The 13,152-nt window shown below is 68.4% G+C and carries 12 protein-coding genes and 2 pseudogenes; 5 read left to right on the top strand and 9 right to left on the bottom strand.

Annotated features, from left to right (window positions below):
• Positions 1-30: 30 nt before the first annotated feature.
• The 8 genes and pseudogenes from METUNV2_RS20275 to METUNV2_RS0113400 all read right to left on the bottom strand — a co-directional run.
• Positions 31-209 (bottom strand): annotated as a pseudogene (locus METUNV2_RS20275) (lytic murein transglycosylase); the annotation flags it as partial.
• A gap of 7 nt (positions 210-216) precedes the next feature.
• Positions 217-330 (bottom strand): annotated as a pseudogene (locus METUNV2_RS20360) (transposase); the annotation flags it as partial.
• 31 nt (positions 331-361) lie between these two features.
• Positions 362-847: a DUF4844 domain-containing protein gene (locus METUNV2_RS0113420; protein ID WP_018229983.1), complete on the bottom strand. Its 486-nt coding sequence runs from the start codon at positions 845-847 to the stop codon at positions 362-364.
• Positions 848-1,017: 170 nt separating this feature from the next.
• The gene (locus tag METUNV2_RS19875) at positions 1,018-1,470 is read right to left on the bottom strand and encodes a hypothetical protein (protein ID WP_157281410.1); all 453 of its coding nucleotides are present in this window, start codon (positions 1,468-1,470) and stop codon (positions 1,018-1,020) included.
• Positions 1,471-1,863: 393 nt separating this feature from the next.
• On the bottom strand, positions 1,864-2,898 hold the full coding sequence (gene mltB / locus METUNV2_RS0113415; protein ID WP_018229982.1) for a lytic murein transglycosylase B: 1,035 nt from the start codon (positions 2,896-2,898) through the stop codon (positions 1,864-1,866).
• The gene (locus METUNV2_RS0113410) at positions 2,895-4,892 is read right to left on the bottom strand and encodes a transglutaminase TgpA family protein (RefSeq protein WP_026188151.1); all 1,998 of its coding nucleotides are present in this window, start codon (positions 4,890-4,892) and stop codon (positions 2,895-2,897) included. Before METUNV2_RS0113410 ends, mltB begins: the two co-directional genes overlap by 4 nt.
• Positions 4,889-5,845, bottom strand: a complete 957-nt coding sequence (locus METUNV2_RS0113405; protein ID WP_018229980.1) for a DUF58 domain-containing protein — start codon at positions 5,843-5,845, stop codon at positions 4,889-4,891. Before METUNV2_RS0113405 ends, METUNV2_RS0113410 begins: the two co-directional genes overlap by 4 nt.
• Positions 5,845-6,762, bottom strand: a complete 918-nt coding sequence (locus METUNV2_RS0113400) for an AAA family ATPase (protein ID WP_018229979.1) — start codon at positions 6,760-6,762, stop codon at positions 5,845-5,847. Before METUNV2_RS0113400 ends, METUNV2_RS0113405 begins: the two co-directional genes overlap by 1 nt.
• A 208-nt stretch (positions 6,763-6,970) precedes the next feature.
• On the opposite strand from METUNV2_RS0113400, the gene METUNV2_RS0113395 reads away from it, so the two are divergent.
• From METUNV2_RS0113395 to bamC, 3 genes are all read left to right on the top strand, one after another.
• Complete coding sequence (locus tag METUNV2_RS0113395; protein WP_018229978.1) at positions 6,971-7,849, top strand: histone deacetylase family protein; 879 nt, start codon at positions 6,971-6,973, stop codon at positions 7,847-7,849.
• Between the two features lie 109 nt (positions 7,850-7,958).
• Positions 7,959-8,837 (top strand): 4-hydroxy-tetrahydrodipicolinate synthase, encoded by an 879-nt coding sequence (gene dapA / locus METUNV2_RS0113390; RefSeq protein WP_026188149.1) that lies wholly within the window; start codon positions 7,959-7,961, stop codon positions 8,835-8,837.
• Between the two features lie 23 nt (positions 8,838-8,860).
• On the top strand, positions 8,861-10,024 hold the full coding sequence (gene bamC, locus METUNV2_RS0113385; protein WP_018229976.1) for an outer membrane protein assembly factor BamC: 1,164 nt from the start codon (positions 8,861-8,863) through the stop codon (positions 10,022-10,024).
• Positions 10,025-10,442: 418 nt separating this feature from the next.
• Here the strand turns inward: bamC and cobA are convergent, their stop codons facing one another.
• Entirely contained in the window at positions 10,443-11,228 is a 786-nt protein-coding gene (gene cobA, locus METUNV2_RS0113380) for a uroporphyrinogen-III C-methyltransferase (RefSeq protein WP_018229975.1), read from the bottom strand.
• A gap of 192 nt (positions 11,229-11,420) precedes the next feature.
• On the opposite strand from cobA, the gene METUNV2_RS0113375 reads away from it, so the two are divergent.
• The gene (locus METUNV2_RS0113375; protein ID WP_198288857.1) at positions 11,421-12,125 is read left to right on the top strand and encodes a TetR/AcrR family transcriptional regulator; all 705 of its coding nucleotides are present in this window, start codon (positions 11,421-11,423) and stop codon (positions 12,123-12,125) included.
• Positions 12,126-12,242: 117 nt separating this feature from the next.
• Positions 12,243-13,145 carry a nitrate- and nitrite sensing domain-containing protein gene (locus tag METUNV2_RS0113370; RefSeq protein WP_036271204.1) on the top strand — a complete coding sequence of 301 codons (903 nt, stop codon included), beginning with the start codon at positions 12,243-12,245 and terminating at the stop codon, positions 13,143-13,145.
• Positions 13,146-13,152: the final 7 nt, after the last annotated feature.

Below are 13,152 nucleotides of genomic sequence, written 5' to 3'. Positions count from 1 at the left end.
GGGTACCGCGCTGCGCGCAGCCCCGCCACCTCATCCCTGCCGCAGTTCCTGACTCAGCTGGAACACGGCCATCGCATAGAAGTAGGAGCGGTTGTAGCGGGTGATGGCGTAGAAGTTACGGAAGCCGAGCCAGTATTCAGTCTGGGCGTCGGGGGTGACGAGGTCGACCAGGGTGGCGGGTTTGGCGATGAGATTCCGCCGCGCAGTGGCGAGCGTGGCGTTGGCTTCGTCTCCCAATCGGCTGATGAAGTGAGCGGCGGTAGTTAAGGGCTGCGCACTGTCGGCGAAGACAGCCATGAACATCACGTTGGTACAGCGGACGGTGGCGAGGGGAGTGAAGGACGTGGCGTTGAATGTCCTGTCAGGTACGCAAGAACCATCCGTAGGGGAAACCGTAACGCCATACGTTCAGCAGTTCGCCAGAGTTGTCGACTCCGACAATGGACATGATGCGATGGAGATAGACGAGGGCTTGGTCACGTTCCTCCGAGTCATGCTGCTCCATCCCGATCAGCGCACGCTTGAATGTTGCAAGGACGACTGAACGTCTCGGGTGAGGAGGCAACTCGGTGACCAACGATTGAATGATTGCATCGACTGAGGCCTGCGCACTGGCGCGAACAGCTTCAGTCGGCGAGCCCGGGTAAAAAGTGCTCTCGTCTCTACCGAACTTCCGCTCGTCTTTCAGCGCCTGGAGTTCCGCCAGAACTTCGGGCGTGATTCTCAGTGATTGGTCGGGGAAGCTCGTCGGCCAGAGAAAGAACAGCGCGCCTGACAGACCCAGTACCAGGACAAGTGCCGCAATGGCAATCATGGCGGCGAGTACTTTCATAAAGTTGGAGCCCATTGCTCAATGCTTGCGTTGTTGTCTGACCGTCGATAGTGCTCCGATGCGTGACGACCGCGGTTCGCTATCTACCCCGCTGTAGATCAGCATCAGCGGGCCGTACGCCGCCATGGGATAGGCCGGGAGCGCATTGCGGACCTAACCAAAAGAAGCACTCCTCGACGGATAGGCTAACGCGCTCGAACGCTGCGACCGAGCGATAGATGGCTGACGATGATGATCAGGCAACATGGCAGCACGATGAGCGCGATCAAGGTCTTCGTGTGAAATCGGATCCTAGGCTCAATTGCTCCAAGTCGACTGCCTGTAAGAAATAGCTGCGCGCGTTGACTGAGCACGTCGCAATTAAGCGCTCGATCACCTTTCCGGAATGGATCGATGATTTCCCTTGACTTGCGATCCTGCCAGGAGAAGACCCTGAAGGAGAGGCTCGAATGAAGCCGCAGCAAGGCCCGCTCAGCCTGCGGGGCGAGTTGCAAAAGGAAGGTTGGGCAGGGGTCAGCGGCGGCTTGCTCAAAGGTTGGTAGTGTCATAAAGCGGTTCGCTACCAGTCCGAGCACCAGAACCGTCCACGTCAGACACAACCATGTTGAAAGCCGATACCAAACAGACTTGGGTTGCATGAAGAGCCCTTCTCCTGATGTCGTCCGCACACGAGGTGTTCGAGAAACACGCGCTCCGGAGGGAGTCAGGACTGGGCTTGCCCCGAACGACGTCGTTGATCATCGTTGTCGCTGACATCTGCTCGAGCTCGCGCAGGGGCCCTCTATCGGTAGGGCATCGTCAGTCGCCTAGGATACGCGAAGTGAATAAAGGCAACGCTCGACCAGCATTGATGCTGTGCGAGAGCGCTTGCCCGGGAGTCCAACGGCACGACTTCAGCCGTCGCGTTGGATTGAGGGCTGAGTGTCGCCGGCTGCGTCATTCGTCGGCACGATGCATGACGCTATCGATTCGGAAGCAGGCGTCATCCGCGTCGTTTGCTCTACCAACGACATCGAATCCTGCCCGCCTCCTCACCCTTGCCTAAGCTCCTGACTCAGCTGGAACACGGCCATCGCATAGAAGTAGGAGCGGTTGTAGCGGGTGATGGCGTAGAAGTTGCGGAAGCCGAGCCAGTATTCGGTCTGGGCGTCGGGGGTGACGAGGTCGACCAGGGTGGCGGGTTTGGCGATGAGTTCGCCGCCGCGCAGCGGGCGGGCGCCGGCGGTGTCGAGGGTGGCGGTGTCGATGGAGGGTTCGACGCCGGCGGCGACCAGCGGGGCGGCGGCTTCGTCGGTGATGCGGATGCGCTGGGCCACCGGTTCGCCGGCTTCCCAGCCGTGGGCGGCGAGGTAGGCGGCGACGCTGCCGATGGCGTCCACCGGGCTGCCGATCAGGTCGGCGCGGCCGTCGCCGTCGAAATCGACCGCGTAGCGGCGCCAGCTGCTGGGCAGGAACTGCGGGTAGCCCAGCGCGCCGGCGTAGGAGCCACGGAAGGCGGCGACGTCGCGCGACTGTTCGCGCGCCAGCAGGAACAGCTCGCCCAGTTCGCGGCGGAACAGCTCGGCGCGCGGCGGCCAGGTGAAGGCCAGCGTGGACAGCGCGCTCAGCAGTTCGAAATCGCCGGTGTTGCGGCCGTAGATCGTTTCCACGCCGATGATGGCGGCCACCACTTCACGCGGCACGCCGAAATCCTGTTCCGCGCGTTCGAAGCTGGCCGCGTGTTCGGCCAGGAATTTGCGACCGGCGCGGATGCGCAGCGGTTCGATGAAGCGGCTGCGGTAGCGCGTCCACGATTTCACCGCCGGGCTGGAGGGCGGGCGGATGAGCTGTATGACCTTGGGCAGCAGGCGCACGCCGGCGAAGCGGTCGAGCAGCCAGGCTTCGTCGAAGCCGTGGGCGGCGGCCAGTTCGGCGCAGAAGGCGCGCACGTCGTCGCGCTCGGCGAAATTTTCCGGCGTGGTGGAGGGCGCGGCGCGCAGCGGCAGCGCCGGGGCCAGCAGCAGGGCGCCGGCTGCGGTCATGAAGTGGCGGCGGGCGGCGGAGCGGGCGGTGAGTATTTCGGTCATCGGTGGTGCAGTGTGCGGTGGCAGCGCAGCGCGCGGCTGCGTGCGCGGATTTCGCGTGCGGCCGGCGCCAGCGGGGCGCCGCCGTAGCGGGCGTCTGCATAAAGTGTACACGCTGCGCGCAGGTCTGCCGCCAGATCCGGACGCGCGGCGGCCACCCGTTCGGCATAGTCCAGCGGGCCTTCCCAGGCGGCGCGGCCCAGCCCGGCCGGTGCCAGCGCGCGGTCGAGCCCGGCCCAGGCGCGTGCCAGCGCGTCGCGGCCGGGCGCGCGGCGCAGTGCCCACAGCGTGAGCGCGCCGGCCATCAGGCCGCACAGCGCGGCCATCCACGCGGTCATGGTCTGCCAGTCCGGCTGCGCCATGCCCAGGCGCGACAGCAGTTCGCGCTGGCGCTGCTGGTCGTAGGACAGCACCCACTGATTCCACGCGTTGTTGGCGGCTTCCCAGCGGTGGCGCAGCGTGCGCAGCCAGCCGAGGTCGGCGCGCGCGACGAAGGGCACCGGTTCGCCGGCCGCCAGATCGGCCAGTCCGCGTTCCACCCGCGACGGCAGGATGGCGGCGGTGGGGTCCACCCGGCGCCAGCCTTCGGCCGGCAGCCACACTTCGGCCCAGGCATGGGCGTCGGACTGGCGCACCACGATGAAACTGTCGACGCTGTTGCGCTCGCCGCCCTGATAGCCGGTCACCACCCGCGCCGGCAGGCCGGCCGCGCGGGCCAGGAATACGAAGGCGCCGGCGTAGTGTTCGCAGAAGCCGCGCCGGGTGTCGAACAGGAAGGCGTCGATGCCGTCCGCACCCGGCAGCAGCGGCGGCGTGAGCGTGTAGACGAAGGCCTCGCGGCGGAACCGCCGCAGCAGCGCATCGACCGTCGCCGCGTCGCTGCCGGACTGGCGGCGCAGTTCGGCGGCCAGCGCGCGGGCGCGCGGGTTGCCGTCGCGTGGCAGCCGGCGGGCAGCGTCGATGTGGGCGCTCCACTCCTCGATGCCCGGCCGGGCCGCCAGCACCGACTCGAAACGGTCGCGACGCCGGTTGCGCACCACGTCGCCGGACAGTACCTGCCAGTCGTCCGACACCCGCGCGCCGGCCGGCAGCGCAGCCACGGTTTCCAGCGCGAACAGCCAGTTCTTGCCATGCGCTTCCAGCGTGACTTCATAGCCGCTGCGGGGGCCGGCCACCGGGTGCGGCGGCGTGCCGCCGGTGCGCCGGGCGGCAGTGCCCTGACGCCAGGTGCGGCCGTCGAATTCGGTCAGCACCGGGCCGCGCCAGTACAGATCGCGCGCCGGCGGCGCCTCGCGGTCGAACCGGGCGCGGAAGGCGATTTCCCCCGACTGGCTGAGCTGGGAGATCGAGCCGGGCTCCATGCTGTCGGACAGGCCGGTGCGCGCGCCGTGGGCGTCCAGCGGCAGCCCCCACAGTGGGCCGGGCACGCGCGGGAACAGCACGAACAGCACCAGCATGAAGGGCAGGGCCTGGGCCAGCATCCAGCCAGACTGGCGCAGCAGCGCGAGCGGCGCCGCCGGCGGGCCGGTGAGCGCGATCAGCGCGGCGGTGATGACGCCCATGGCCGCGAACAGCAGGGCGGCCATCGCCGGTGTCTGCGAATAGGTGAAGGCGGCCAGCAGCATGAAATAGCCGAGCAGCACCACGGTGTGGCCGTCGCGCACGCTTTTCAGCTCGTGCAGCTTGAGCACCAGCAGCAGCGCCAGCAGGGCCACGCCGGGCTCGCGGCCGAACAGCCGGCCGAAGGTGAGGCTGATGCCGGCACAGCCGGCGACGATGAGCAGGGTTCTGATCCATCCGCTGGCGCCGGGCCAGCCGCGTTTCCATTGCGCCAGCCGCCAGGTGAACAGCAGCAGCGTGACCGCGCCCAGCCAGCCGGGCAGGTGGTCGGCGTGCGGCAGCAGCGCACTGGCGGCGACCGCCAGCAGCCAGCCGGTGCGCTGTGCGCCCAGCGGCGGAAGATCGGGGGCCGCTTTTGCGGTGCGCCTGAACATCATGACGGCAGCCCGAACAGGGCCAGCGCGGCCAGCACGCGCGCACGGTGGGCCGGGCCGCGGTCCGGCGCAATGCGCTGGCCGGGCAGCGCGAGGCCGTAGCGCAGGCCGGCCGTTTCGGCGTCCAGCACCCAGCCGGTCAGGCGGGCCAGCCGCTGTTCCAGCGGCATCGTAGCGGGCAGGCGCTCCAGATCCAGCCACAGTTCGCCGCCGTCCTGGCCGTCGAACTGCTTGGTGAGCAGCGGTGCGTCCGGCGAGCGTGCCCACGCCTTCCACGCGACATGGCGCGGCGAGTCGGCGGCGCGGTGCGCGCGCAGTGCGGCGAATTCCTCGCTGCCGTCGCCGCGGGCGCGCAGGCCCAGCGTGCCGGCGTCACCCGGCGGCAGTGGCGGCCGGTCGCTTTCCGGCTGCGGATACACCAGACAGCGCTGCTGCGGCTGGCCGTAGCTCCAGGCGCGTATCAGCCCCAGCGGGTAGCGGGTGCTCAGCGTGAGCCGGCCGGGCGCGATCCAGCCGCGGCGCGGTGCGGGCACGCGCAGGTGAAAGGTGAGGGCGGCATCGGCGGTGAGGTCGATGTCCAGCGCCTCGTCGCTGCCGGCCATCGCCAGCCGCAAGGCCGGTCTCGCGCGTGACGAGGCGTTGTCGAGGGCCAGCGCGAAGCGGGCAGGCTGGCCGGCGAACACCGGCTCCGGTGGCAGCTCTTTCAGCGTGAGTCCGAGCAGATTGCGGAAGGTGTGCAGCAGCGCCACCTGGCCCAGGCCGGCCAGCATGAACACCAGCGCGAAACCCAGGCTCAGCGTGTAGTTGATCGCGGTGAGCAGCATGGCGATCAGCGCGCCGCCCCACACCAGACCGACCGCGCTGGGCAGCACGAAGATGCGCCGACGGTCCAGCGTGAGCGGCAGCGCGGGCGAGCCGCCGAGCGACGCCAGCCAGCGGCGCAGAGCGTCCCGCATCAGTGGGGCAGGGCGACCGCCTGCAGCAGCATGCGGGCGGCATCGTCCGGCGGCAGCGGGTCGAGCGGCGGCAGCCGGTGCAGCGCCACCGCAGGCAGCACCGCCTGCACGTCTTCCGGCAGCACATGGCTGCGCTCATGCACCCGGGCGTGGGCGCGCGCCGCCGCCAGCAGCGCGAGGCCGGCGCGCGGGCTCAGCCCGAGGCGGTAGCGGCCGCCGTCGCGGGTGTGGGCGATCAGCGCCTGCACGTAGTCGATCAGTGCATCGGCCACGTGCAGCGCCTGCGCCTCGTCGCGCCAGCGGGTGAGCTGGGCGGCGTCGGCGCAGGGCGCGAGGTCTTCGAGCAGGCTGCGCCGGTCGCGCCCGGTCAGCAGCGCGCGCTCGGCGGCGGGGTCCGGGTAGCCCATGGTGAGCCGCATCATGAAGCGGTCCAGCTGCGATTCGGGCAGCGGATAGGTGCCGATCTGGCTGGCCGGGTTCTGGGTGGCGATCACGAAGAAGGGTTCGGGCAGGCGGCGGGTTTCACCCTCGACGCTGACCTGGTGCTCTTCCATCGCCTCCAGCAGCGCGCTCTGGGTGCGCGGCGTGGCGCGGTTCACCTCGTCGGCCAGCAGCACCTGTGTAAATACCGGGCCGGGATGGAAGCGGAAGCCGCCGCTGTCGCGTTCGAACACGGATACACCGAGAATGTCCGCCGGCAGCAGGTCGCTGGTGAACTGCACGCGCCGGAAATCGAGGCCGAACAGGCGGGCCAGCACGTGGGCCAGCGTGGTCTTGCCGGTGCCCGGTACGTCCTCGATCAGCAGGTGGCCGCCGGCGATCAGGCAGGTGAGGGCCAGTTCGATCCGGCTGCGCTTGCCCAGTATCAGTTCGGAAGCGGCGTCGATCAGGGCGCGGGGGGCGGCGGCGGTGGGCATGTCTTGAGCTGGGTTAAGGTGTGGCGGGATAATCGGGATAAGAATGAATCCAGAAATGAATCCAGAATCCGGCGCGTCACGACCGTGGCGCGCAGAGCGGCAGGTGGACACGAAGCCGCCGGGCAGGTTGCATCGATAACGGCAGGTTTCCGGAGGAGCAGCGGTGACGACCGCATACATTACACACCGCGACTGTGCCCTGCATGACATGGGGCCGCATCACCCCGAATGCCCTGACCGGCTGGCGGCGATACAGGACCGCCTGATCGCCAGCGGCCTCGACCCGTATGTGGCGCACCACGACGCGCCGGTGGCCGACATCGACATGCTGGCGCGCGCGCATTCGCCCGAATACCTGCGGCAGATTTTCGACGCGGTGCCCGGCAGCGGCATCGTGCATCTGGATGCCGACACCGCCATGTGCCCGAATTCGCTGCGTGCCGCGCTGCGAGCGGCCGGCGCCGGCGTGCACGCGACCGATCTGGTGATGTCGGGCGCCGCGGTGAACGCCTTCTGCGCGGTGCGCCCGCCCGGCCACCACGCCGAGTATGGGCGGGCGATGGGCTTCTGCTTCTTCAATAACGTGGTGGTTGCCGCCCGTCACGCGCTGGAACACCACGGCCTGCAGCGGGTGGCCATCATCGATTTCGATGTGCATCACGGCAACGGCACCGAGAACATCGTTGCCCACGACAACCGCATCCTGATGGTGAGCATTTTCCAGCACCCCTTCTATCCGTATTCGGGGGCGGAGCCACTGGCCGACAATCTGTGCAACGTGCCGCTGCCGGCCGGCACCCGCGGCGACGGCTTCCGCGAGGTGGTGACCAGCAAGTGGCTGCCGCGGCTGGACGCCTTCGCGCCGCAGATGATCTTCATCAGCGCCGGCTTCGACGCCCACTACGAGGACGACATGGCCTCGCTCGGTCTGGTCGAGGCCGACTACGCCTGGGTCAGCACCGAACTGATGAAGGTGGCGAAGAAGCACGCCAACGGGCGCATCGTGTCGATGCTGGAAGGCGGCTATGCGCTGTCGGCGCTGGGCCGCAGCGCGGTCGAGCACATCCGGGCGCTGGCCGAACTGTGATCGCGCGTTTGCGAGCGATCTGTTACAGATCGGGCGGCTGCAGCCTGTTGGGCTTGTACCCGCGCTCCGGTAGAATGGCGCGTTTCCTGCCGAAGCCACTGTTTCGCACATGATTACCGGATCGCTCGTCGCCATCGTCACCCCCATGAACGAGGATGGCAGTCTTGACTACGCCAGCCTGCGTCGCCTGATTGATTTCCACGTCGCCGAAGGTACCGACGGCATCGTCATCGTCGGCACCACCGGCGAATCGCCCACCGTCGATTTCGACGAGCACTGCGAACTGATCCGTTTCACGGTCGAGCACACCGCCGGCCGCATTCCGGTCATCGCGGGCACCGGCGCCAATTCGACCCGCGAGGCGATCGAACTGGCGCAGCACGCGAAGTCGGTCGGCGTCGATGCCTGCCTCACCGTCGTGCCCTACTACAACAAGCCGACCCAGGAAGGCCTGTACCGCCACTTCCGTGCCCAGGCCGAAGCGGTCGATGTGCCCTTCATCCTGTACAACGTGCCGGGCCGCACCGTGGCCGATCTGGCCAACGACACGACCATCCGCCTGTCGGAAGTGCCGAACATCGTCGGCATCAAGGACGCCACCGGCAATCTCGACCGCGCCGGCGAACTGATCAACCGCGCGCCCAAGGGCTTTGCGCTGTACAGCGGCGACGACGCCTCGACCGCGGCTTTCATCCTGATGGGTGGCCACGGCTCGATCTCGGTGACCGCCAACGTGGCGCCGCGCCTGATGCACGAAATGAACGCCGCCGCACTGGCCGCTGACGCGGTCAAGGCGCGCGACATCAACGCGAAGCTGATCGGCCTGCATCGTCATCTGTTCTGCGAAGCGAATCCGATCCCGGTCAAGTGGGCGGTACAGCAGATGGGCCTGTGCGGCCCGACGCTGCGCCTGCCGCTGACCGAACTCCAGCCGCAATACTACGAGCAGGTCCGCGCCGCGATGAAGCAGGCCGGCGTGCTCGCCTGATCCCCTCCCGGGTACCTTTCCGAATGAAAGTGCTGAAGTCTTCCGCGCTGCGCGCTGCGCTGTGCATCGGTCTGTCGGGCGTGCTCGGCGCCTGCTCGATGTTTGACAAGGTCATGGAGTCCGGCAAGGTGGACTACAAGGCGCAGGCCAAGCGCTCGCCGCGCCTGGATCTGCCGCCCGATCTCACGCTGCCTGCCCAGACCGACCGCTATGCGGTGCCGGACAGCGCCGGCAAGGGCTCGGCCACCGCCTCGGCCTACAACGCCGACCGCACGGCGGGCCCGCAGGCCGCACCGCAGGCGAGCGGCGTGCTGCCCAAGGTGGCGAACATGCGCATCGAGCGTTCGGGCAGCCAGCGCTGGCTGGTGGTCAATGCCACGCCCGACCAGCTCTGGCCGCAGGTGCGCGAGTTCTGGCAGGAAACCGGTTTTCTGATCGAGATCGAACAGCCGGACGCCGGCGTGATGGAAACCGACTGGAACGAGAACCGCGCCAAGCTGCCGGACGATCTCGTCCGCAACACCATCGGCCGGCTGATCGATTCGCTGTACTCCACGCCGGAGCGCGACAAGTACCGCACCCGTCTGGAGCCGGGTGTCGAGCCGGGCACCACCGAAATCTACGTGAGCCATCGCGGCGTGATGGAGGTGTACATCAACGAGCGCAGCGACAGCACCGTGTGGCAGCCGCGTCCGGCCGACCCGGAACTGGAAGCCGAAATGCTGCGCCGGCTGATGGTGCGTCTGGGCGCCGACAACGAGCGCGCGAAGGCACTGGTGGCGGCGCAGCCGGTGTCCGAGCGGGCACAGCTGATGTCGGCCGACAAGGGCGGCACGCTGCAGGTGTATGAAGGCTTCGACCGTGCCTGGCGTCGCGTCGGCCTGGCGCTGGACCGCGTCGGCTTCACGGTCGAGGACCGCGACCGCTCGCAGGGTGTGTACTTCGTGCGCTACGTCGATCCGGAAATCGATGCCACCGGCAAGAAGGACGGCGGCATCCTGTCCAAGCTGCTGTTCTTCATGCCGGACGACAAGCCGGACCCGAAGAAGGGTCAGAACCAGTACCGCGTGCTGGTGAAGGGCGAGGGCAAGCAGAGCACGGTGCAGGTGCTCACCCGCGAAGGCGGGCTGGACGACAGCAAGACGGCAAAGCGCATCCTGTCGCTGCTGCACGAACAGCTGAAGTAAGCGCCGGCCGATCTGCCGGCCGCACGGGACAAAAGGCGCCACTGGCGCCTTTTGTCTTTCTGATCGCACGGTTTCTCAGCGCGACTGGTGGTCGCTCCTGCGGGCGGAGCGTGCCACGGCGTGTTTTTCGTGGGAGCGGCGCCTTCGCCGCGATCACAGCGATGACTCACGCACCGGCGCGTGATTCGCGGACCCCATCGCGGCGGGGGCGCCGCGCCCACGATCGATCAAGAGCGGGCGGAGCGTGCCACGGCGTGTTTTTCGTGGGAGCGGCGCCTCGCCGCGATTGCAGCGATGACTCACGCACCGGCGCGTGATTCGCGGACCTCATCGCGGCGGGGGCGCCGCGCCCACGATCGATCACGATTGCGGCGGTGACCGGACGCTGGCGTCCGGTTGAAGCAGTGGGGTGCCCGCCTCAGGCGGTCATCGACAGCGCTTCCGCCTGCGCGGCGATGTCGGCGAGATTCACCACCTCGCCGATCACGACGATGGCTGGGCTGCCCAGTTCGGCGTCGGCGACCGCCTGCGGAAGGGTGCCCAGCGTGGCCACCACTGCGCGCTGGTCGCTGCGGGTGCCGTTCTGGATGGCACAGGCCGGCGTACAGGGCGACAGCCCACCTGCCTGCAGCGCATCGGTAATGCGGGGCAGTGTGCGCATGCCCATATAGATGACCAGCGTTGTACCGCAGCGCGCCAGCGCGGCCCAGTCGGGCTCGCGGCCCGGCAGGCCGTCTTCGCGCGCATGGCCGGTCACGAAGGTGACGCCGCAGGCGCTGCCGCGGTGGGTGACCGGCACGCCCAGCGTAGCCGGCACCGCGATGCCGGCGGACAGTCCGCTCACCACCTCGCAGGCGATGCCGGCGCGGCGCAGCGTGAGCATTTCCTCGCCGCCGCGGCCGAACACGAAGGGGTCGCCACCCTTGACCCGACCTACCGTGTGGCCAGTGCGGGCATAGCGCAGCATGAGCTTTTCGATGAAGGCCTGCGGCGTGCTGCGGCAGCCACCGCGCTTGCCCACCCGCACGATGCGGGCGTCTGCCCGGGCATGCGCGAGCACCGCGGTATCGGCCAGGTCGTCGACCAGCAGCACATCGCACAGGCCGAGCACGCGGGCGGCCTTCAGCGTGAGCAGTTCGGGGTCGCCGGGGCCGGCGCCTATCAGGTAGACCTTTCCGGTCCGGGGGGCGGTGAGCGTATTCATGCCTGGCCTGTTGCAAGAGCGGTGCCAGAGGGGCTGCTGCGCGTGCAAAGGCCGACAGTGGCGCGTTTCCGACGCATTCCGCCTGCGGTGCTGCGCTGTCATGCCCGTCGCGGGTGCATCGTTGCACCGCAGTTGTGCGCCCGGTGCTACAGTCCTCGGGTGTCCCGGATCCTGACGCCTGTGCAGACCCCTATGCCCCTCAATGCGCCGCTCGATGCGCTGGATAGTGCACCCCTCACGGTTTCCCGCAACCCACCCTGTCCTGAGGTGCGCACGCGCGGCGATGCGAAGGAACGCATTTTCGCGGTTGCCGAAAGGCTGTTTTCGGAACAGGGCTACGCCGCCACCTCGATGCGCATGATTGCCGCCGAAGCCGGCGTGCCGCTGGCGTCCATCAATTACCACTACGGTTCCAAGCGCGACCTGATGGAGGCGGTGTACGCCCACGTGCTCGGCGCGGACGGCACCCGTTCCGGCTATCTGGCCAAGCTCGACCGCGAATCCGCAGGCGCGCCGCTGGGCGTGCGCCGCATCGTCGACACCTTCATCGAATCGGTGCTGCGGCTGTCGCGCAAGGACACGGTGTCCGGCGCGATGTTCAAGCAGCTGCTGGGGCGTGCTTTCTTCGAGCCGGGCGACGACTTCATTCCCGAAGAGTATCTGCGCATCATGGACTGGTACCGGCGGGCGCTGCAGCGCTCGCTGCCCGATCTGCCGGAAGACGAGCTGCTGCGCCGCATGCATTTCTTCGTCGGCATCGTCGCCTACGTGATGGCTGGCCGCGATGTGATGCATCTGCTCGGCCGCTGTCCGGCCGGGGTGCCGAACGATGCCGACAGCCTGTTGCGTGCGCTGGTGCCCTTCATCGTCGGCGGGCTCGAAGCACCGCCGGGCTGATCACTACGGCATGGCCCGCGATTTGCTCGTTTCCGCGGGTCGATTGCAGGAGCCGGTCATGAGCGCTGTCTTGCTGCCCCTGGCGTGTCCGATGCGCCGCGAACGCTGTGTTCCGTCATGCTGTCCGCCGCGCTGATCATTGCTGCAGTGCTGTTGCTGTCGGTGCTGCTGGTCTGCGGGCTGGAGCGCGCGGACCCGCAACCGGGATCATCGTCCGGATTGCCCGCCGAGCGCGCTCGGCGCGCGCTTGGTGACTGCGAACGCGTGCTCGCACTGATCCACGCCTTGCAGCAGCATCGCGGCATGAGCGTCGCCTGGCTGTCGGGCGACCGCGGTTTCGAAGCGGTGCTGCGTGCGAAACGACGTGATGTAGGCCAGTTGCTGCAGGCGCTCGAACCGGTGGCCCTGCGGGAGGAAAACCTGGCCGCCGATGCCTGCATCAGCCGCCCCGAACTGTCGCTGCTGGCCAGCCAGTGGATGGATCTGTGCGACGCCATGGAAAACGCCGCGCTCCGACCGGACCCGGAAGACAGCATCACGCGGCACAGTCTGCTGGTGACACGTGCGCTCGGCTGGCTGGAGTCTCTGGGCCTGAAGCGTGTCGGGCCGGTGCTGGCGGCGGAGCAGGCCGGGCTGCTGAACACCTGGGTGAGCACGCTGCCCACGCTGGGCGAACATCTGGGCCAGGCGAGGGCAATCGGCAGCGGCGCGGCGGCGCGCGGGCAGTGCACGCCGGCCGAACGCCTGCGGCTGCATTTTCTGGCTTCGCGCGCGGAATCGCTGATGCATCAGGCGGTGGTCGACACGCCGCGTCTGCCGGCCGCGCTGCCGGCGATAGAACGGGTGGTGCGCCTGCTCGGCGTACTGCGCAGCGATCTGCTGGCGGGGCAACCGCCGGGGGCGGAACACTATTTCGCCGAGGCGACCGCGGCGATCGACGCGGTGTATGCGTGGATGCAGGGTTGCGAGGACGCGCTGGCGCCCGCCCTCGCGGCCAGGACTGGCGCCGGCGGCGCCTGAACGGCGC

The organism is Methyloversatilis universalis EHg5 (assembly GCF_000378945.1).
Classification (GTDB): domain Bacteria; phylum Pseudomonadota; class Gammaproteobacteria; order Burkholderiales; family Rhodocyclaceae; genus Methyloversatilis; species Methyloversatilis universalis_A.
Note: the sequence above shows the minus strand (reverse complement) of the source record. Positions and strands in the feature narration are given on the sequence as shown.